The following is a 15,734-nucleotide window of genomic DNA, read 5'->3' as shown; positions in this document are numbered from 1 at the left end:
TTACGTGATGTTGCTCTGCCGGTGGTTGTTATAGCCAAACATGGTACTGCTATAGTTATGATTCGGGCTTCATAAAATCGAAAGCCCCTTTGCGCAGGTTTATGTCATGCTCCAGGTAGGCTTTCAGGCAGGCCAGGAAGTTGGCCCAACCGGCCGTGTTGCCTTTTAACCAGTTCAGTCCTGCTTCGTTGTTGTCCATTTCCTTTTCGGTTATAGTTACAACGGTAGCTTGGTCGCCTTTGGGTGCAAGTGTCATCTCCACCAGCAGCTCGGTTCCGTCGGTGCCATCCCAGTAGTAGGATATGTACTTGTCCTGCTCTACTTTGCCTACCCGTACTGGAAAGGTCTCATCAAATTCTGGGAATTTCCAGGTAACAGTTTTGCCTTCTTCCATCGGGCCGGAGCCTTCCGCAATAAAGTAGTTTGACATCTTAGCCGGATCAACTATAGCCTGGAACACTTGGTGGGCCGGTTTCAGGATCTGTAAGGCTGTCTGGATCTGTAGTTTCTGGTTTGCCATGTTAGTTTATAGTTGCAGCTTTAAACCACGAAGTCAGCAGGTCGCGGTCTATGTCGTTTATCGTTTTAATCTTGATGTGGCGCATGTCCTTGCCGGTACCTTCCAGACGCGTATCTGGGTCGTGCAGCTTCTGAAAATTGAAGAAACCCAAGGTAACATAAGCCTTTGCCGTTTTAAGGTAAGCAAAATCTTTCTCAGCTCTGAAAACCGGTCTGCCCCACTTAAATTCTTCGATTACATTCGGTATGGTCTCGTGGATGAGCAGCCGTATAACTTGCAGAATTTCCTGTTGGTTTCCGGAGTTGGAGATGTAGTTGGTTACTTGTGGGTGCATGGGGTTGTGTGTGTGTTTAGCATTGGTTCAGGTAACTTTTGTTTGACTTGTTGTTACAAGTTTAAAATCCTCTGGTTTGGTAAAGTATTCTATTGCTAAAACCAAAATCATGGAACAGATAAAGGACACTTTCTGCATAATGGCTAATAATGCCCAATTACCATAACCATACAAAAACAGGGTATAATAAAAGATGAGTAGGCAAACTATACAAGCAACCTTGAGCAAATGTAGCTTTGTCTTTAAAATAAATATAGTCAGATAAAACAGCCCCAACAGCGACAGCGTGCTCGAAATTATGATCATTAAGTCGTGCAACGGCGTTACGATCAAAAAACTGAACAGGATGTTAGCTATACCTGCATATTTCAGGACGTTGGAAGCATGTTTTGAAGGCACCTTTTTCGACGAGTTGAAAGAAAATATGCCATAACTAACTGAATGAAAAGCCATCCCGATGAACGCCCAGATCCTGGAAGGGTTAGCTGATCCATTTATTGCTTTATCGGCAAACAAGTTGCTTATAAAATTTTGAGACCAGATAAACCCTGTTGAGTTCTTGTCGAGTATGGAGCCCCCGGGGTAAACAGTAGTTGCTATTACTATAAAAGTCACGGAAATGATCACGCAAATCAAAACAGAATATTTCTTTATCATGTGGTATAGTTGCTGATCGTTGCTCATATTCAATACACAATTTATAAAATAAACCCCACTTTAACGGCCATAAACTATAAACGCCCTGCCACTTTTCAGTAGCAGAGCGTTTTGTAACTATAGCTAACTATAGTTTAGTAATCGTCGCGCTCGATGGCGGCTACACCTGGCAGGGTTTTGCCTTCCATGTACTCCAGCAGTGCACCGCCACCCGTCGATACATACGATACCTTATCGGCATAGCCAAACTTATTAACCGCCGCAGCCGAGTCGCCTCCACCGATCAGTGAATAAGCACCCATGCGCGTAGCGTCTACCACGGCATCGGCCACAGCTTCGGTACCCACCGAGAAGTTCGACATCTCGAACACACCCATCGGACCGTTCCAAAGTATGGTTTTAGAGTTGCGGATAACGTCGGCATACATTTCGCGGGCAGTTGGTCCTATGTCCAGGCCCATCCAGAGCGGTTTAATGTGGTGGCTCAGGCAGGTATCTACGTTGGCGTCGTTACTGAAAGCATCTGCTATCACAGAGTCAACCGGTATCATCAGATTCACGCCTTTTTCGCGTGCCATCGTAATCAGGCGCTTCGCCAGGTCAATTTTATCTTCTTCCACCAACGACGAACCGATCTCACCGCCATCAGCCTTCACAAAGGTATAGCTCATGCCACCACCGATCAGCAGGTTATCTACGCGGTCCATCAGTTTCTCGATGATCAGGATCTTGTCTGATATTTTCGCGCCACCCATAATAGCGGTGTAAGGTCGCTCGGCATTGCCCAGCACACGACGTGCATTTTCCAGTTCCGCGTTCATTACGTAGCCCATCACTTTGTCTTTCGGGAAGTAGCGGGCAATAACCGCCGTAGATGCGTGCTCGCGGTGTGCCGTGCCAAAAGCATCATTCACATACACATCGCCCAGCGTAGCCAGTTCCTTAGCAAAATCAGCATCGCCTTTTTCTTCGGCCTTATGGAAACGCAGGTTCTCCAGCAGTAAAATCTCGCCCGGTTTTAACTCCTGCGCCAGTTGTGCGGCCTGTGGTCCAACACAGTCTTCAGCAAAAAGCACATTGGTGTTAAACTCCTGGGACAGACGGCTTACCAAATGCTTTAATGAGTATTTCTCTTCCGGCCCGGCTTTCGGTCTGCCCAAATGCGACATCAGGATAACAGCGCCGCCATCGGCTAATATTTTCTGTATGGTGGGTACGGCCGCCCGGATGCGGGTATCGTCGGTGATGCGGTATTCTGCGTCGAGGGGTACGTTAAAGTCTACCCGCACCAGCGCTTTTTTGCTGGCAAAGTTATACTGGTCAATAGTTTTCATGAGGTAAGGTTATAGTTTTATTTCTTGTTTACGTTGTTCGTGTTTCAGCTTTTTTTGTTGCTAGAATTTATAAAGTTGAACAAATATAGTGAAAGGATAATGTTTGAGTTAGAAAGTTTGGAAGTTAGAAAGTTTGTCTGAATCAGGATTTTCAGGATTAGTGGATTTTCAGGATGCTTTAGACCTCACAGCGTCTACGGGACCTGTGAGTGTCTTACTATGCAACGGTTTCAGGCACAAACGCTCACAGGTTTTGCAAACACTGTGAGGTCTTTTGAACGGTTGGTACAGTTGTTTAAGCTACAAACAAGTATCTCCGATCTAGCGGCAATTCAATCTATACTATTGAACCTATACTTCCAGTTATAAATTCTAAATAATACCCTTACCTTTTAACCCTATTAATAAACGCTTCCAATTTATTACCTTTGCAGGAATGAGAGTAGGAATAATTTTCGGTGGGCCGTCGCGTGAGCGTGAGATCTCGTTTGCAGGTGGCCGTACGGTTTACGATAACTTAGATAAAGCCCTTTTTGAAGCCGTTCCGGTGTTTGTGGACAGCCTGGGCAACTTTATACTTTTAGACTGGCATTTTATCTATAAAGGCACAATCCGTGACTTTTACCCGCCGGTTGATGTCTTGCCGGAGAGCGAACACGGTTTGCAGGTGTACCTGGAGTCGTTGGGTGAGCTGAGCATTGAAGAGCAGGACAAGATCATAGCCAAAGCCGGTAAACGTCTGCAGCCAAACGAATTCAGAAATCATTTTGATTTTGCATTCCTGGCATTGCACGGCCCGTACGGCGAAGATGGCAGCATTCAGGGCTTGCTGGAGTGGTATCATATTCCTTACTCGGGTTCAGGTATTTTGCCGTCAGCTATCGGTATTGATAAGGTGGCACAGAAGGAGATGCTGAAACAGCATGGTTTCCCGACTCCTGATTACCGCATCATTAACTATAGCCAGTGGTCTGAAAAACAGAACCGTCCGCAGATTTTCGAGAAACTGGTAGCTGACCTAGGTTTGCCGTTGGTGTTAAAAGCGCCGCACCAGGGATCGTCTATCGGGGTTTCTATTATAAAAGAGCTGGATTTTGCCGCTTTTGAAGCAGGTGTAGAGCGCAGTTTCTTTACCAAAACCATCTACAAAGCACAGTGGCTGGCGATGGGCGAGGAGAAGCAGCTGATGAGCATCAAGCAACTGGTGGATATCCGTGAAGGAATTGGCATGCCGGTGCAGCTGGAGAACGGAACTATAGTTTACCACCCGGAAGAGCTTTTCAACCACATCAACAAAACCTTTACTTCGTCTGCTACTGATAGCATTACGCTTACGAATATTGAGCATGAGCAGCAGGTATTGGTAGAAGCTTTTATCCGTGGTAAGGAGTTCTCTTGTATAGTGGTGCAGGATGAGCAGGGACAGCCGATTGCGTTGCCGCCTACCGAGATCGTGAAGGGTAGTGAAGTATTTGACTACAGATCGAAATACCTGCCTGGCCTGAGCCGTAAAATTACGCCAATCAACCTGCCAACAGAGCAAATCCAAAGTATAAGACAAGCTACCAGCCGCCTGTTCACAGCCTTCGGGTTTAACGTGTATGCCCGCTTGGATGGTTTTATTACTGATTCAGGTGAGATATTCCTGAACGACCCAAACACGACATCAGGTATGTTGCCGTCGTCGTTCTTCTTCCACCAGGCAGCTGAGATCGGGCTTAACCCATCGCAGTTCCTGACCTATATTATCCGCACATCGGTAGCTGAAAGACTGGAGTCTGGTAAAGACACCGTGAAGCTGACAAAGCTACTGGCTGAGCTGGATAAAAGTATAAAAGAAGAGCAGGCGCATCGCCACGACAAGATTCGGGTAGGTGTGATCATGGGTGGTTATTCTTCGGAGCGTCATATTTCGGTGGAGAGTGGCCGTAACATTTACGAAAAGCTTTCTTCATCTGTAAAATATGAGCCGGTTCCGGTTTTCCTGACTGGCAGCAACGAAGAGCACCGTTTGTACACTATCCCGATCAACATTATGCTGAAGGATAATGCAGACGATATTAAAGAGAAGGTTCTATACTTTGAGAACGGTGGCGAGCCGCACCCGGTGCTGGCCCAGATCGCAGAAGAAGCTGAAACTATAACCCGCAAGTATACAGGTAGCACATTACAGGAGCCGCAGCGCATCAGCTATAGTCAGCTGAAAAATTTGGTGGATGCGGTGTTCATTGCGCTGCATGGCCGTCCGGGTGAAGATGGTGCTCTGCAGGCTGAGCTGGAGAAACTATACATTCCGTACAACGGCTCTGGTATCCGCTCGTCGCAGATAACTATAAACAAGTACGAAACCAACGAGATACTTGGCAAACATGGCGTGCCGGTTGCCAAGCACCGCATGGCCTGGAAAGAAGACTGGCAGAAAGATAAAGAAGCGTTCTTCCAGAGTTTAGAGGCCGACTTCCCTTATCCGTTTATAGCTAAGCCAGCCGATGATGGTTGCAGCTCTGCTGTGAAGAAAATTAAGAACCGCTCCGAACTGGAAGCTTTTACCACCTTGATCTTCCGCGAAATGGAGGAGCTGGATACCGAATGTGCCCGTACGCTTTCACTTGGTTTTAAAGAAGAATTCCCGAACAAACAGGGCTTTTTAGTAGAGACGCTGATCTCCAGAAACGGCGCAAAGCACTTCCTTGAAATTACCGGCGGATTACTGACCACCCATGCACCGGATGGCAGCGTGAACTATGAAGTTTTTGAAGCATCGGAAGCATTAGCGGAAGGCGAAGTACTGAGCTTAGAAGAGAAGTTTTTGGCTGGTGAAGGACAGAACATTACACCTGCACGTTATGCCGCAGACCCGGAACGTCGCCAGAAGATTTCTGACCAGGTAAAAGAAGACCTGAAGCGTGTGGCCCAGATCCTGAACATTGAAGGATATGCCCGTATCGATGCCTTTGTGCGTGTGCTGGAGAACGATGAAGTAGAGACGATCATCATAGAAGTGAACTCGCTGCCAGGCATGACACCAGCAACCTGTATCTTCCACCAGACGGCCATCAACGGCTACAAACCATACGACTTCATCGACCGCATCCTGACCTACGGCGTGGAGCGAACCAAGATGAAAGCGACGGTATAGTTAGAAAGTTAAAAAGTTTATAAGTTAGAAAGTTGGTTTATAGTTAGAGAGTTTGGGAGTTAGCGAGTTTAGGAAGTAGAAATCCTGCTAATTTCAAAAATCACGATTAATCTGTGGTTCAGATAATCAACAATTTAACAATCAACAATACAGCAATTCAAAAATGTTAAAAGCGAATTCGTTTGCCGATGTGCTGAAGCACCTGGCGATTATGGCAGCTATAGTTGGAGTGATGGTTATCGGTTTCTTCTATTTTTACCTGCCCTCTACAACCAACCACGGCGAGAGTGTGCCGGTGCCTAAAATTACCGGTATGTTGCTTCCTGATGCCGAGGCTTACCTGGACGAGCAGAACCTGCAGTTTTTCGTGAACGACTCCAGCTATAACTCCGACCGCAAGCCATTCGAGATCTTAACACAAGACCCGGCGCCTGGTGCGCAGGTAAAAGAAGGCCGTAAAATTTATATCTCGGTGAACATGAAAAACCCGCCGATGATTAAAATGCCGAAGCTGATAGATGGATCGGTGAAAAATGCGGAGCTTATCTTAAAGAGCTACGACCTGAAAGTTGGTAAAATTACGCCGGTGCCGGATCTGCAGAAAAATGCAGTATTAAAGCAGTTTGTAAATGGCAAAGAAGTAGCGCCCGGCGAAAGTATAGCCAAAGGCTCTGTAGTTGATCTGCACGTTGGCGATGGCCTGGGCAACACGGAATTTGAAGTGCCGGAAGTAATTGGCATGCCAGTAGATGAGGCATCGGTACTGTTGGTAGGGCAAGGGCTGCAGATTGGTAACATCTTGTATGTGCAGGGCAGCGGCGAACCGGACGGAACTGTACTGAAGCAGCGCCCATTTGCCGAAGTAGGGGCCAAAATACGCGTTGGCGAGTTGGTTGACCTGTGGGTAGCCGGTACCGAACCTGTAGAAACGATAGAGTAAGTATAAAAGCATAAGATACAACGCCTGCCAGCAATGGTGGGCGTTGCTGTTTTATACTCATCCGGCCCGCCTTTATATTGAAATTTGCGTACAGATTTCTCGTTTATAGTATAAATGCCTAACTTCTTCGCGTTATCGTTATTGCCCTTACCCCTATGAAAAAACTGTTACTGCTTGCCTTTTTACTTTGGAGCTATAGTTTCGAAGCTTTTGCCCAGGCTATAGTTACGCCGTTGCAAACAGAGCAGCGCAGCCTGCAAAGTGTAAACTATAGAAGAGCAGTAACTATAGCATCGGTCAGTCTTCCGTTTTTTGATGATTTTGCGACAGCTAATAATACCCCGGACCCGGCACGCTGGATAAATGGCGGAACTTATGTGAACAACCGGTTTGCCCTGAAGCCAATCACTAAAAATGTGGCTACATTGGATGGCTTAACTGCTGCAGGCCAGCCATACGTTGCAGGTGCTACAAGTCCCGGCCCTTCGGATACGCTTACTTCTCAGCCCATCAGGTTAGGTGCTTTTTCTCCCTCTGATTCGGTTTACCTGAGCTTTTACTGGCAGGCCGGTGGTTTAGGCGATGTGCCCGACAGAACCACCGAGAACAGCTATTACCTGATACTCGAATTTAAAGATAACACCGGTAACTGGCAGCAGGCCTGGCGCCAAAATGCTTCCGGTGAGGCAAGCAATTTTGTACAAACTTTTATAGCCGTTAAAGATGTCCGCTATTTTCATAACGACTTCCAGTTCAGGTTCCGTAACATTGGCCGCCGGAATGGTTTGCTCGATATCTGGAACCTGGATTATGTAGAACTGGACCGCAACCGCAGAAAAGGGCAGAACACCACCCGCGACATCGGCATCAGCCAGACAGTAACGCCACTATTTAAAAACTATACAGCCATGCCGGTACACCAGTTCCTGGAGAATCCGGCTGCAGCCCTTGCCGATTCTGTTACCGCAACTATAAATAACCTGGGCAATGTGCCGGGTGCCATCAGCTGGCGTGGTTTTGTTAAGCGCGAAAATGCCGCTACCGCCGATACTTTTCTAATTGAACAGGGCCTTATACCAGCCAACGCCCGACAGTACAAAATTACCGGTAAACCAACTATAGCCAACATTGCGCTGCCATCAGAGGGCTTTACGCTGGTGCATGGCTTTAAACTGAACACACAGGAACAGAACCCACTGCAGGCAGCCAACGACACTACTTTCCGGACAACTACTTTTGCGGATTACTTTGCTTATGATGATGGTACCGCCGAAGCCGGTTTTGTTTACCCGGCTAACGGAAACACTACGCAGGTAGCCATGCGCTTTGAACTGGCAAAACCGGACCAGGTACGCGGCTTTAAAGTATACTTCCCGAGAATAGGGGCTAGCCAAGAGGGTAAAACACTGACCATTAAAGTATGGGAAGACACGAACGGTTTGCCTGGCCGCGAACTGCATCAGCAGGTATTTGAAATAAATTATACCGAGGCGGCAAATGCGTTTTATGAAGTAGAGCTCAGCAAGGCAGTGCCCGTACAAGGCGTATTTTACATGGGCTGGAGCCAGCCGGCCAATCAGTTCATCAACTTTGGTTTCGACCGCAACAGCAATGCCCCGAACACACGGTTTTTATGGAACAGCCAAAGCAACTGGCACCCCGATACCTTTGTGGAAGGCGCTGTAATGTTGCGGCCATTGATGACGGGCATTGCATTGGGTATTGAAGAGGAAGATCCGCTGGCACAAACTATAGCTTTGTACCCGAACCCCAGCACAGGAACGGTGCAGGTAGATGGCCTGTACAAAGAACTTACCGTATTTGATATCACAGGCAGACAAGTATACAAGCAGCAACGTAATGCTCAGGTAAAAACTGTAGATTTGCGCCATCTGCCTGCTGGGATGTATACTTTCCGGTTAGCTACAGGTAAATCAGTAATCACTAAAAAACTTATAATAACACTATGATCACGACAGATATTACGGCAGAAGAACTGAAAGACCGGTTGAGCAAAGGCGAAACACCGGTTATTTTAGATGTGCGCGAGGATTGGGAATTTCAGGAAAGCAACATTGCCGGTGCGCAGAATATACCACTTGGTACCTTGCCACAACGCGTAGAGGACCTGGATGACCTGAAAGGAAAAGAAGTTATCGTGCATTGCAAATCAGGTGCACGTTCAGCTTCAGCCAAAGCTTATTTACAGCAACAGGGCTTTACCAATGTACGAAACCTGTTAGGCGGCATACAAGGCTACAAAGGTTAAGAATAAAACTGATTTAAAGTATAAAGCCCGGAGCAGTCAGCTGTTCCGGGCTTTTATGTTTATTCAATTTAGCTGTATTTGTTTAGCTCTTTCGGGCATGGATGACCGAAACATCAGTCAAAGCTATCCAATCCTACTTTATAAGGAGCTCAACTATAGATCTACTCAATTACAAAAGGCGTGGGGCTGAAACAAAGTAAGAATATCACAAAAGCTAAAACACCTAATACTTTCCGGAATGGCGTAAGTGTTTTCTCGTTAGGGCAAGACGGATGAAACAAGCCCATTACCCGCGATAGCAGCAGACTGTACACGATCCAGCCACTATAGCCATCTGCTTCCGGAAACAGAAAGCTGATCAGCACCTGTACTACAACTATAACTATAGCTGCATACATCGCAAACTTTAACTTTGGTGCCGCTGGCTGTAACACAAAAACCAGGTACAACGCATATGTCGGCCACACCCAGATATAGCCTGCCCAATCCGGTAAAGTGGTGGCCAAACTATACTGGAACATCAGCATAAACAAGGCAGCTGCCACGCTAAATCTCCTGTCGTCTATCAGCTTCCGGAAAGCCCAGTAAGTGAACGGTACAAAAAACAACAGTAGCTCATCAGACCACAGCGGCTCATTATAAGGCGATATAACACCCAACCCGGCATAGAGCACAAAGAAGGCAAAAAAGATAGGAGAGAGCCTGTTAAAACGCTTATAACCGATAAGTCCGTACAGGATGTGTCCGCCATCCAACTGCCCTATAGGAAGCAGGTTTAGCGCTGTAAAAAACAAGGCCAGGTAACCGGCAAACAGAATTGGGTAATGGATGATCTCGTAAGCATTTGGCACCGGGCCGTTGGCTACGTAGTTTTCGAAAAGTGTAAACAGCAGGTTGTTGCCCAGCGAGAAATTGCCCACGCCCTGATTGTATACATGTGCCGCATAATCCAGGCCATACTGCTGATACTCGGGGTGAATGATAAAAATGTGCTCCGGTGCAGGCAAGTGCGTAAACCCATACCATAACAAAGGAATAGCAACTATAAACCCAGCCAATGGCCCGGCTATGCCAATATCATAAAACTGCTGGCGCGAATAAATGCGGCTCTTGATGCGAATAAACGCACCCATTGTGCCAATAGCAGCCGTAATGCCAAACCACAACGGTATGTAATACGGCAGCGTAACCTGTGTGCGGTAGTGCCTGGCCGTAAAATAATGCCCGAACTCATGTACCGTAAGCACCCCCAGAAACGGAACCGAAAAGTATAAACCAGCCCAAAACTCAGCCCAGGTTATACTTCCGGTCCATGTAAATTCCTCGGGACCCAGAAAAAACAGTTTGCCCGTCATCCACTCGGCACCGGCTATAGTTGTGGTAATAAAAGTAACTATAAATAGCAGCAGGTGCAGGCCATAGTTTTGCTGCTTAGTTAACGGCATCCTTAAAAAACGCATTTATAGTTAGGGGTGGCTGCAGGTGCAGGGTATTTATACCTAAACTGTTGGCGCTGTTAATGTGCTGTATACTGTCGTCTATAAACAGGGTCTCTTCTTTGTTCAGGTTATTCTCGGCCAGTATCTGCTCAAAAATGGCAGCATCGGGCTTGCGCTTGCCCACCAGGTGCGAGTAGTAGCTTTTCTCAAACAACGAATCCAGGTTAGGGATGGTGAAGCTGTGCGCTACGATCTCGTTAAATTTTTTGAGATGAATGGCGTTGGTATTGCTCAGCAGAAAAATTCTATACTTTTTACCCAGTTCCTGCAGCAGCTCGATGCGCTCTTTTGGTATATCCAGTAGCATGGCATTCCAGGCAGCGTCTATCTCTTCGTCGGTGGCAGTTAAATTATATTCGCGGCGCAGGCTATCCCTGAATTCCTGGCAGGTGCTGTTGCCAGTTTCGTACAAGTCGAACAAATGCGACTGCTGCTTTTGGGTAAATTCCATGGCACTGCCTGTGTTACTGTAGGTTAGCAGCTCCTGTATACTTTTGTTATAATCAATGTTGATGATCACCCCGCCCAGGTCGAAGATGATGTTCTTAATATTTTGTAAATCCACAGAAAAAATTTTTGCGTTGCATTTGAAAATCTCGATACAAATATGTAGAATTGCACTCCCAAATCAAAGAAAGCACTTTTTAGCGCCAACTTTCAGGGACGGGCCTATAGCTCATTCGGTTAGAGCAACTGACTCATAATCAGTAGGTGGCTGGTTCGATTCCAGCTGGGCCCACAAATTAAAAGCACTTATTTCTGTTAGAGATAAGTGCTTTTTTGTTTTAACCGTACAACCAAATTCCAATGTTGCACGGCTATAGTTCATTTTTTGTAAAACTAAGTAGCAACTATAGTTTAAGCGTAATTGAATAAACTACAGCTTTATCGGAACAGACTACAACGAGTCTATCCATCTTTTCAGATCATGTTTGGCCTTTCCGGTTTTCTGTTGCAGCCTGCCCAGCCACTCATCCTGTTTGCCTTCCTGGTAAGTCAGGTCGTCGTCTGTCATATCGCCGTACTGTTGCTTTATTTTGCCTTTTAGCTCGTTCCAGTTGCCGCGTGCTCTATATTCTGTCTCATTCATGGCTTTAGCGTTTTTAGTTAAACATGTAGTTACTATAGTTTACGTGGCGTTAATGCGTCTGTTGAATCATCCTTAAAATAAAAAAGCCCCTCCTGGTGTAGGAGAGGCTTCTTTGGTTAGCAAATAGGTTATGGCAATTAGTTATTGCACTCCGCCGCCGTCGCCTTGCTTGGCATCATCGTTACGGATTGATTTTTTGCGTTTTGGTGGGCGCTGCTGGTCCATTTTACCGAAGCGGTAATCGAATGAAACACGCACGCCACGGTTATAATTGTTGATGCGGATATGTTGTTCGTAGCTTGCAGGGTTTACCGGTGTTGCGGAAGCAACCACATCATTCTCCATTTTCATGCTCTTACGGAACGGGTTATCCAGACCAATGCTGACGCCGCCTTTTTTATCGAACAATTCTTTCTTAATAGCAATCTGGTGGAAAGAGAAAGAGTTGAACTTGCCTAACAGCTGTACACGACGTGAGTTAAAGCCACCGTTAAACTGAGCACTGATGCCTTTTCCGAATGTATAAGACGAGTTGGCATTGATGTTATACATCCAGCCACTGTTGCTGTTATACTTGCTGTTAAGGTCAACAAAATAAATGTTGGAACTACCTCCAATTGTCCAGTTGCTGGTAGGCTTTGTATTGCCGAATAAGCTAACGCCATAGGTTTTGTTGGTAGCGATGTTCTGGAAAGTAAGCAACGTAGCAGGCTGTCCATCTCCAGTAGTATATGGCGAAGCAACAGTTTCGATGGCGTTATCTGTCTGACGCATATAACCTGTTACGTTAATAGAGGTCGTTTTAAAGAAGGTGCTATAGCCAATCTCATACAGGTTGGTTAACTCTGCATCTATGTTCGGATTACCCTGCACATACGTATTGGATGTTTGCTTTTGCAGGTACGGGTTCAGGAAATTCATGGACGGGCGCTGAATACGCTGCGTGAAATTAGCCTTAAAGGTATGCACATTCTTGATGCTGTACGACAGGGCTATACTTGGGATAAAGTTATCATAATCGGTAGTATAGTCTCTTTCTGTCCCGTTCAGATCAGCTGCTACGTCGGTGTACTCGTAACGGCCGCCCAGCTTTACGTTAAGTTTTTTCTTTAAAGCAAAACCATAAGTCAGGTAAGTCGCATAAACATCCTGCTGATAAAAGAAAGCATCGTCAGGTCTTGGTTGTGCCGGAGTAGGTGTTTCGTTATACTTTGCATCACTTGTTACATCACGCATGATGTTCTTGGCACCTATTTCAAGCAATGTTTTATTGTTGAACGGATGCGTATAGTCTACCTGAAAAGTTAACTCTTCGTTAAGGCTGTTATTTGTATTCCTAACCAGCGAATAAGGTGCCTCGCCGTTGGTAGAGTAATCCTGATCTATTTTGCTATCAACATCTGTAACCGATAACTGCGAAAGGATAGCCAGTTCTTGCTGCGGCTTTTTAAAATAATGCGTATAGTCTAAATTATAGTCTGTGCTCATACGCTGGTTACGGTTTCTGATCTTATTATCAAATTCCCTTTCCGCTGTACTGGTTTCTGAAAACACATTCTGATCGTTCTGCATTCTGAATAAACCGCCATTAGACCGGATACTGCCGGAGATATTGTTCTGCGGTGTTAGGTCATATTCAAAACCTAACTGACCATTCATAAAAGCACCATTAATTCTTGTATTGCCACTCTGGAAGCTGTAAGAGCTTTCATCAAAATCCAGCGTTTCCGGATTGTCATAGAAGATCATGGTATTGGTGAGATCTCCTTTATTGTAGAACATGTTACCACCAAATGTGCCATTTATGCCTAATTTACCACGGCGCACATTTAAACTTGCATTTGCATTGCTGCCACGTGTGCCTACACCAACTGCCACCGAACCCGTAACCCCCTGCAGGCCACCATCTTTTTTAGTGATTATGTTGATGATACCGGCGGTTCCTTCGGCGTCATACTTGGCAGATGGCGATGTAATAACCTCTACTGATTTGATCTGATCAGCAGGGATCTGCTTTAGTGCATCGGCTATGCTGCCGGCCATGATGGCAGATGGTTTGTTGTTTATTAACACGCGCACATTTGAGCTACCACGCAGCTGCACGTTACCGTCGTTGTCTAACGATAGCGAAGGCACTTTCTGTAACACGTCGGCAGCATTACCACCGGCGTTTGTTATGTCTTTTTCGGCGTTGTAAACGGTGCGGTCTATCTTTTCTTCAACCAACGGTTTTTCGCCGGTTACCACAACTTCATTCAGTTTCTGGGCATTAGAGGCTAATGTAATACTACCCATGTTCAGGTCCTCCGAGTCAGAGGAGATGGTAAACTCGTTCAGGGTCTTTTGCTGGTAGCCGATAAAGGAAACAAGCAGCTTGTACTTGCCGGTTGCTACTTTATTTATCGTGAAACGGCCTTTTTCATCGGCCATGGTACCATCTATAGGCTTGCCTGTGGCGGCATTTACCAGGGCAACTGTAGCAAATTCTACCGGTGCTTTGGTATCAGCATCCAGCACAACACCACTAATTTTAGCATTGCCTTTTGGTGCTGTAGTGCCCGGTATGGGCGCAGCTTGTTGCTGCATTGGTCGCCCTTGCTGGGTTTGGGCAAAAACCGGGGCAGTGCTCAGGCCAAGTAATAAAAGAAGTACATTCTTTTTCATAATTTTTTATAGGATAGGTTCTTATAATCCGTTCTCCGCGAGCTGTTCTTCAACTTCACTGCTACAAAGTAAAGGTGCTTTTCTGAGGTGCTAAAACGGATTATACCAACACACTGCATTTCTATATAAAAAGGCATAAGACCCCGATGAGTTTTTGGTCGGGTTGTGGGCACAACTGGTCGGGATTTAGCAGAAATTGTGGCGTAGCCAGGAAATACCCGCAAAATTGAGTTAACCGACCATAGTTAAGACAAATAATAAAGCGCCATGAATAGCGCTTCATAGACCGAACTGCCAGTCTTGTATTATAGGTTTGATTACTGGAAACTATAGCATTTGGCCTGGCATCCGTTAAGGCATGTTTTCATGGGCAAGCTGATACAGTTAGATGGCAAATTGTTGCAAAATCCTGCAATGATTATAAACTGATAATTTCTATAGTTTACTCCAGCAACATAAATATGATACTGCTGCTTTAAAACTACTATAGTTCAGGCACTGAGCTTGGTTACATATTTTACGAGCGAGCGTTTGGCTATTGGTAGCAGGCTTTGCTCCAGGGGCACCGGTACTTTGGCTATTACTACAAAAGTGGCGGGGTTGGGTAGTTCTTTACGTTCTTTAAGTAGCCTTACCTTCAGGTTTTCGTGGGTAAGGCTCAGGCCCCGGCGTATAGTTTGTAAATGCTCGGTATGGATGCCGCGGTATTGCTCGTAGGTGTTTTTAAAAACGGTTATGCGGTACATGTATACCTGGGTCTCTTTAGCGGCATAGGTATCCAGGAACAGGTAACCTTCGTCGTGGTAAATGGGCGTAATGCCAACCGGGCTTATCTCCAGGTGCCGCTCTACAAAGTCGTATAGTTCTTTCCCTTCTTCCAGGGTTTCGCCAAACATAGGAGTCGCAAACTGTATAATCTCCTCAATCTGCTGCATGGTTTCGTCATCTTCCACAATTTTCTGGTACACCAATTCCAGCTTCTCAAAATCGGCACGACTGATGCGCTGCGGAAATTGTTCATACACCAGTTGCTTGTGCTCTTTCAGCTGCACCAGGTTGCGGTAATGCATAATCAGGTCTGAGAAAACAGGGTACAGGCGGTGCTGCCCAAATTCGGATTTTACGGCTTGCAGGTATGCCAGCAACAGGTATTTTTTATATTCAAAATCCAGTAAGCCTTCTGTAAGCCAGTTGATGGGTAGGGTGTTCATGGCCTTCAACTTATAAGTTGTACTTGCAGTATTTAACGCAGGAAACAGGGGAGAAGGTTGGGGAGTTTAGGAGTTAG

Annotated in this window: 13 protein-coding genes and 1 tRNA gene; 5 read left to right on the top strand and 9 right to left on the bottom strand. The window is 46.0% G+C overall.

Annotation, left to right across the window (positions count from 1 at the left end):
* Window positions 1–55: 55 nt before the first annotated feature.
* From GWO68_RS11875 to GWO68_RS11860, 4 genes are all read right to left on the bottom strand, one after another.
* Window positions 56–520: an SRPBCC domain-containing protein gene (locus tag GWO68_RS11875; RefSeq protein ID WP_162346667.1), complete on the bottom strand. Its 465-nt coding sequence runs from the start codon at window positions 518–520 to the stop codon at window positions 56–58.
* Window position 521: 1 nt separating this feature from the next.
* Window positions 522–854: a DUF1801 domain-containing protein gene (locus GWO68_RS11870; protein ID WP_162346666.1), complete on the bottom strand. Its 333-nt coding sequence runs from the start codon at window positions 852–854 to the stop codon at window positions 522–524.
* Between the two features lie 27 nt (window positions 855–881).
* On the bottom strand, window positions 882–1,511 hold the full coding sequence (locus GWO68_RS11865) for a hypothetical protein (RefSeq protein WP_202923741.1): 630 nt from the start codon (window positions 1,509–1,511) through the stop codon (window positions 882–884).
* A 134-nt stretch (window positions 1,512–1,645) separates the two neighbouring features.
* Window positions 1,646–2,845, bottom strand: coding sequence for a phosphoglycerate kinase (locus GWO68_RS11860; protein ID WP_162346665.1), 1,200 nt, complete (start codon window positions 2,843–2,845; stop codon window positions 1,646–1,648).
* Between the two features lie 436 nt (window positions 2,846–3,281).
* On the opposite strand from GWO68_RS11860, the gene GWO68_RS11855 reads away from it, so the two are divergent.
* The 4 genes from GWO68_RS11855 to GWO68_RS11840 all read left to right on the top strand — a co-directional run bounded on the left by GWO68_RS11855 (window position 3,282) and on the right by GWO68_RS11840 (window position 9,193).
* Window positions 3,282–5,984 (top strand): D-alanine--D-alanine ligase family protein, encoded by a 2,703-nt coding sequence (locus GWO68_RS11855; protein ID WP_162346664.1) that lies wholly within the window; start codon window positions 3,282–3,284, stop codon window positions 5,982–5,984.
* 163 nt (window positions 5,985–6,147) lie between these two features.
* Complete coding sequence (locus tag GWO68_RS11850) at window positions 6,148–6,924, top strand: PASTA domain-containing protein (RefSeq protein ID WP_162346663.1); 777 nt, start codon at window positions 6,148–6,150, stop codon at window positions 6,922–6,924.
* A gap of 155 nt (window positions 6,925–7,079) precedes the next feature.
* Window positions 7,080–8,894, top strand: a complete 1,815-nt coding sequence (locus tag GWO68_RS11845) for a T9SS type A sorting domain-containing protein (RefSeq protein ID WP_162346662.1) — start codon at window positions 7,080–7,082, stop codon at window positions 8,892–8,894.
* A complete protein-coding gene (locus GWO68_RS11840) occupies window positions 8,891–9,193 on the top strand; it encodes a rhodanese-like domain-containing protein (RefSeq protein ID WP_162346661.1) in 303 nt (100 codons plus the stop codon). The genes GWO68_RS11845 and GWO68_RS11840 overlap by 4 nt, the downstream gene beginning before the upstream one ends.
* 161 nt (window positions 9,194–9,354) lie before the next feature.
* Here GWO68_RS11840 and GWO68_RS11835 read toward each other — a convergent pair whose 3' ends face one another.
* Window positions 9,355–10,638: a site-2 protease family protein gene (locus GWO68_RS11835; RefSeq protein WP_162346660.1), complete on the bottom strand. Its 1,284-nt coding sequence runs from the start codon at window positions 10,636–10,638 to the stop codon at window positions 9,355–9,357.
* Window positions 10,625–11,257, bottom strand: coding sequence for an HAD family hydrolase (locus GWO68_RS11830; protein WP_162346659.1), 633 nt, complete (start codon window positions 11,255–11,257; stop codon window positions 10,625–10,627). The genes GWO68_RS11835 and GWO68_RS11830 overlap by 14 nt, the downstream gene beginning before the upstream one ends.
* A gap of 100 nt (window positions 11,258–11,357) precedes the next feature.
* Here GWO68_RS11830 and GWO68_RS11825 point away from each other — a divergent pair.
* A tRNA-Ile gene (locus GWO68_RS11825) sits at window positions 11,358–11,431 on the top strand.
* Window positions 11,432–11,590: 159 nt separating this feature from the next.
* Here GWO68_RS11825 and GWO68_RS11820 read toward each other — a convergent pair.
* The 3 genes from GWO68_RS11820 to GWO68_RS11810 form a co-directional block, all read right to left on the bottom strand.
* Entirely contained in the window at window positions 11,591–11,782 is a 192-nt protein-coding gene (locus tag GWO68_RS11820) for a CsbD family protein (protein WP_162346658.1), read from the bottom strand.
* Between the two features lie 141 nt (window positions 11,783–11,923).
* A complete protein-coding gene (locus GWO68_RS11815; RefSeq protein ID WP_162346657.1) occupies window positions 11,924–14,446 on the bottom strand; it encodes an outer membrane beta-barrel family protein in 2,523 nt (840 codons plus the stop codon).
* 491 nt (window positions 14,447–14,937) lie between these two features.
* Window positions 14,938–15,657: a hypothetical protein gene (locus GWO68_RS11810; RefSeq protein ID WP_162346656.1), complete on the bottom strand. Its 720-nt coding sequence runs from the start codon at window positions 15,655–15,657 to the stop codon at window positions 14,938–14,940.
* Window positions 15,658–15,734: the final 77 nt, after the last annotated feature.

It is taken from the genome of Pontibacter fetidus (assembly GCF_010119545.1).
Classification (GTDB): Bacteria; Bacteroidota; Bacteroidia; order Cytophagales; family Hymenobacteraceae; genus Pontibacter; species Pontibacter fetidus.
The sequence above is the reverse complement of the archived record's forward strand: the minus strand, read 5'-3'. Positions and strand labels throughout refer to the sequence as shown.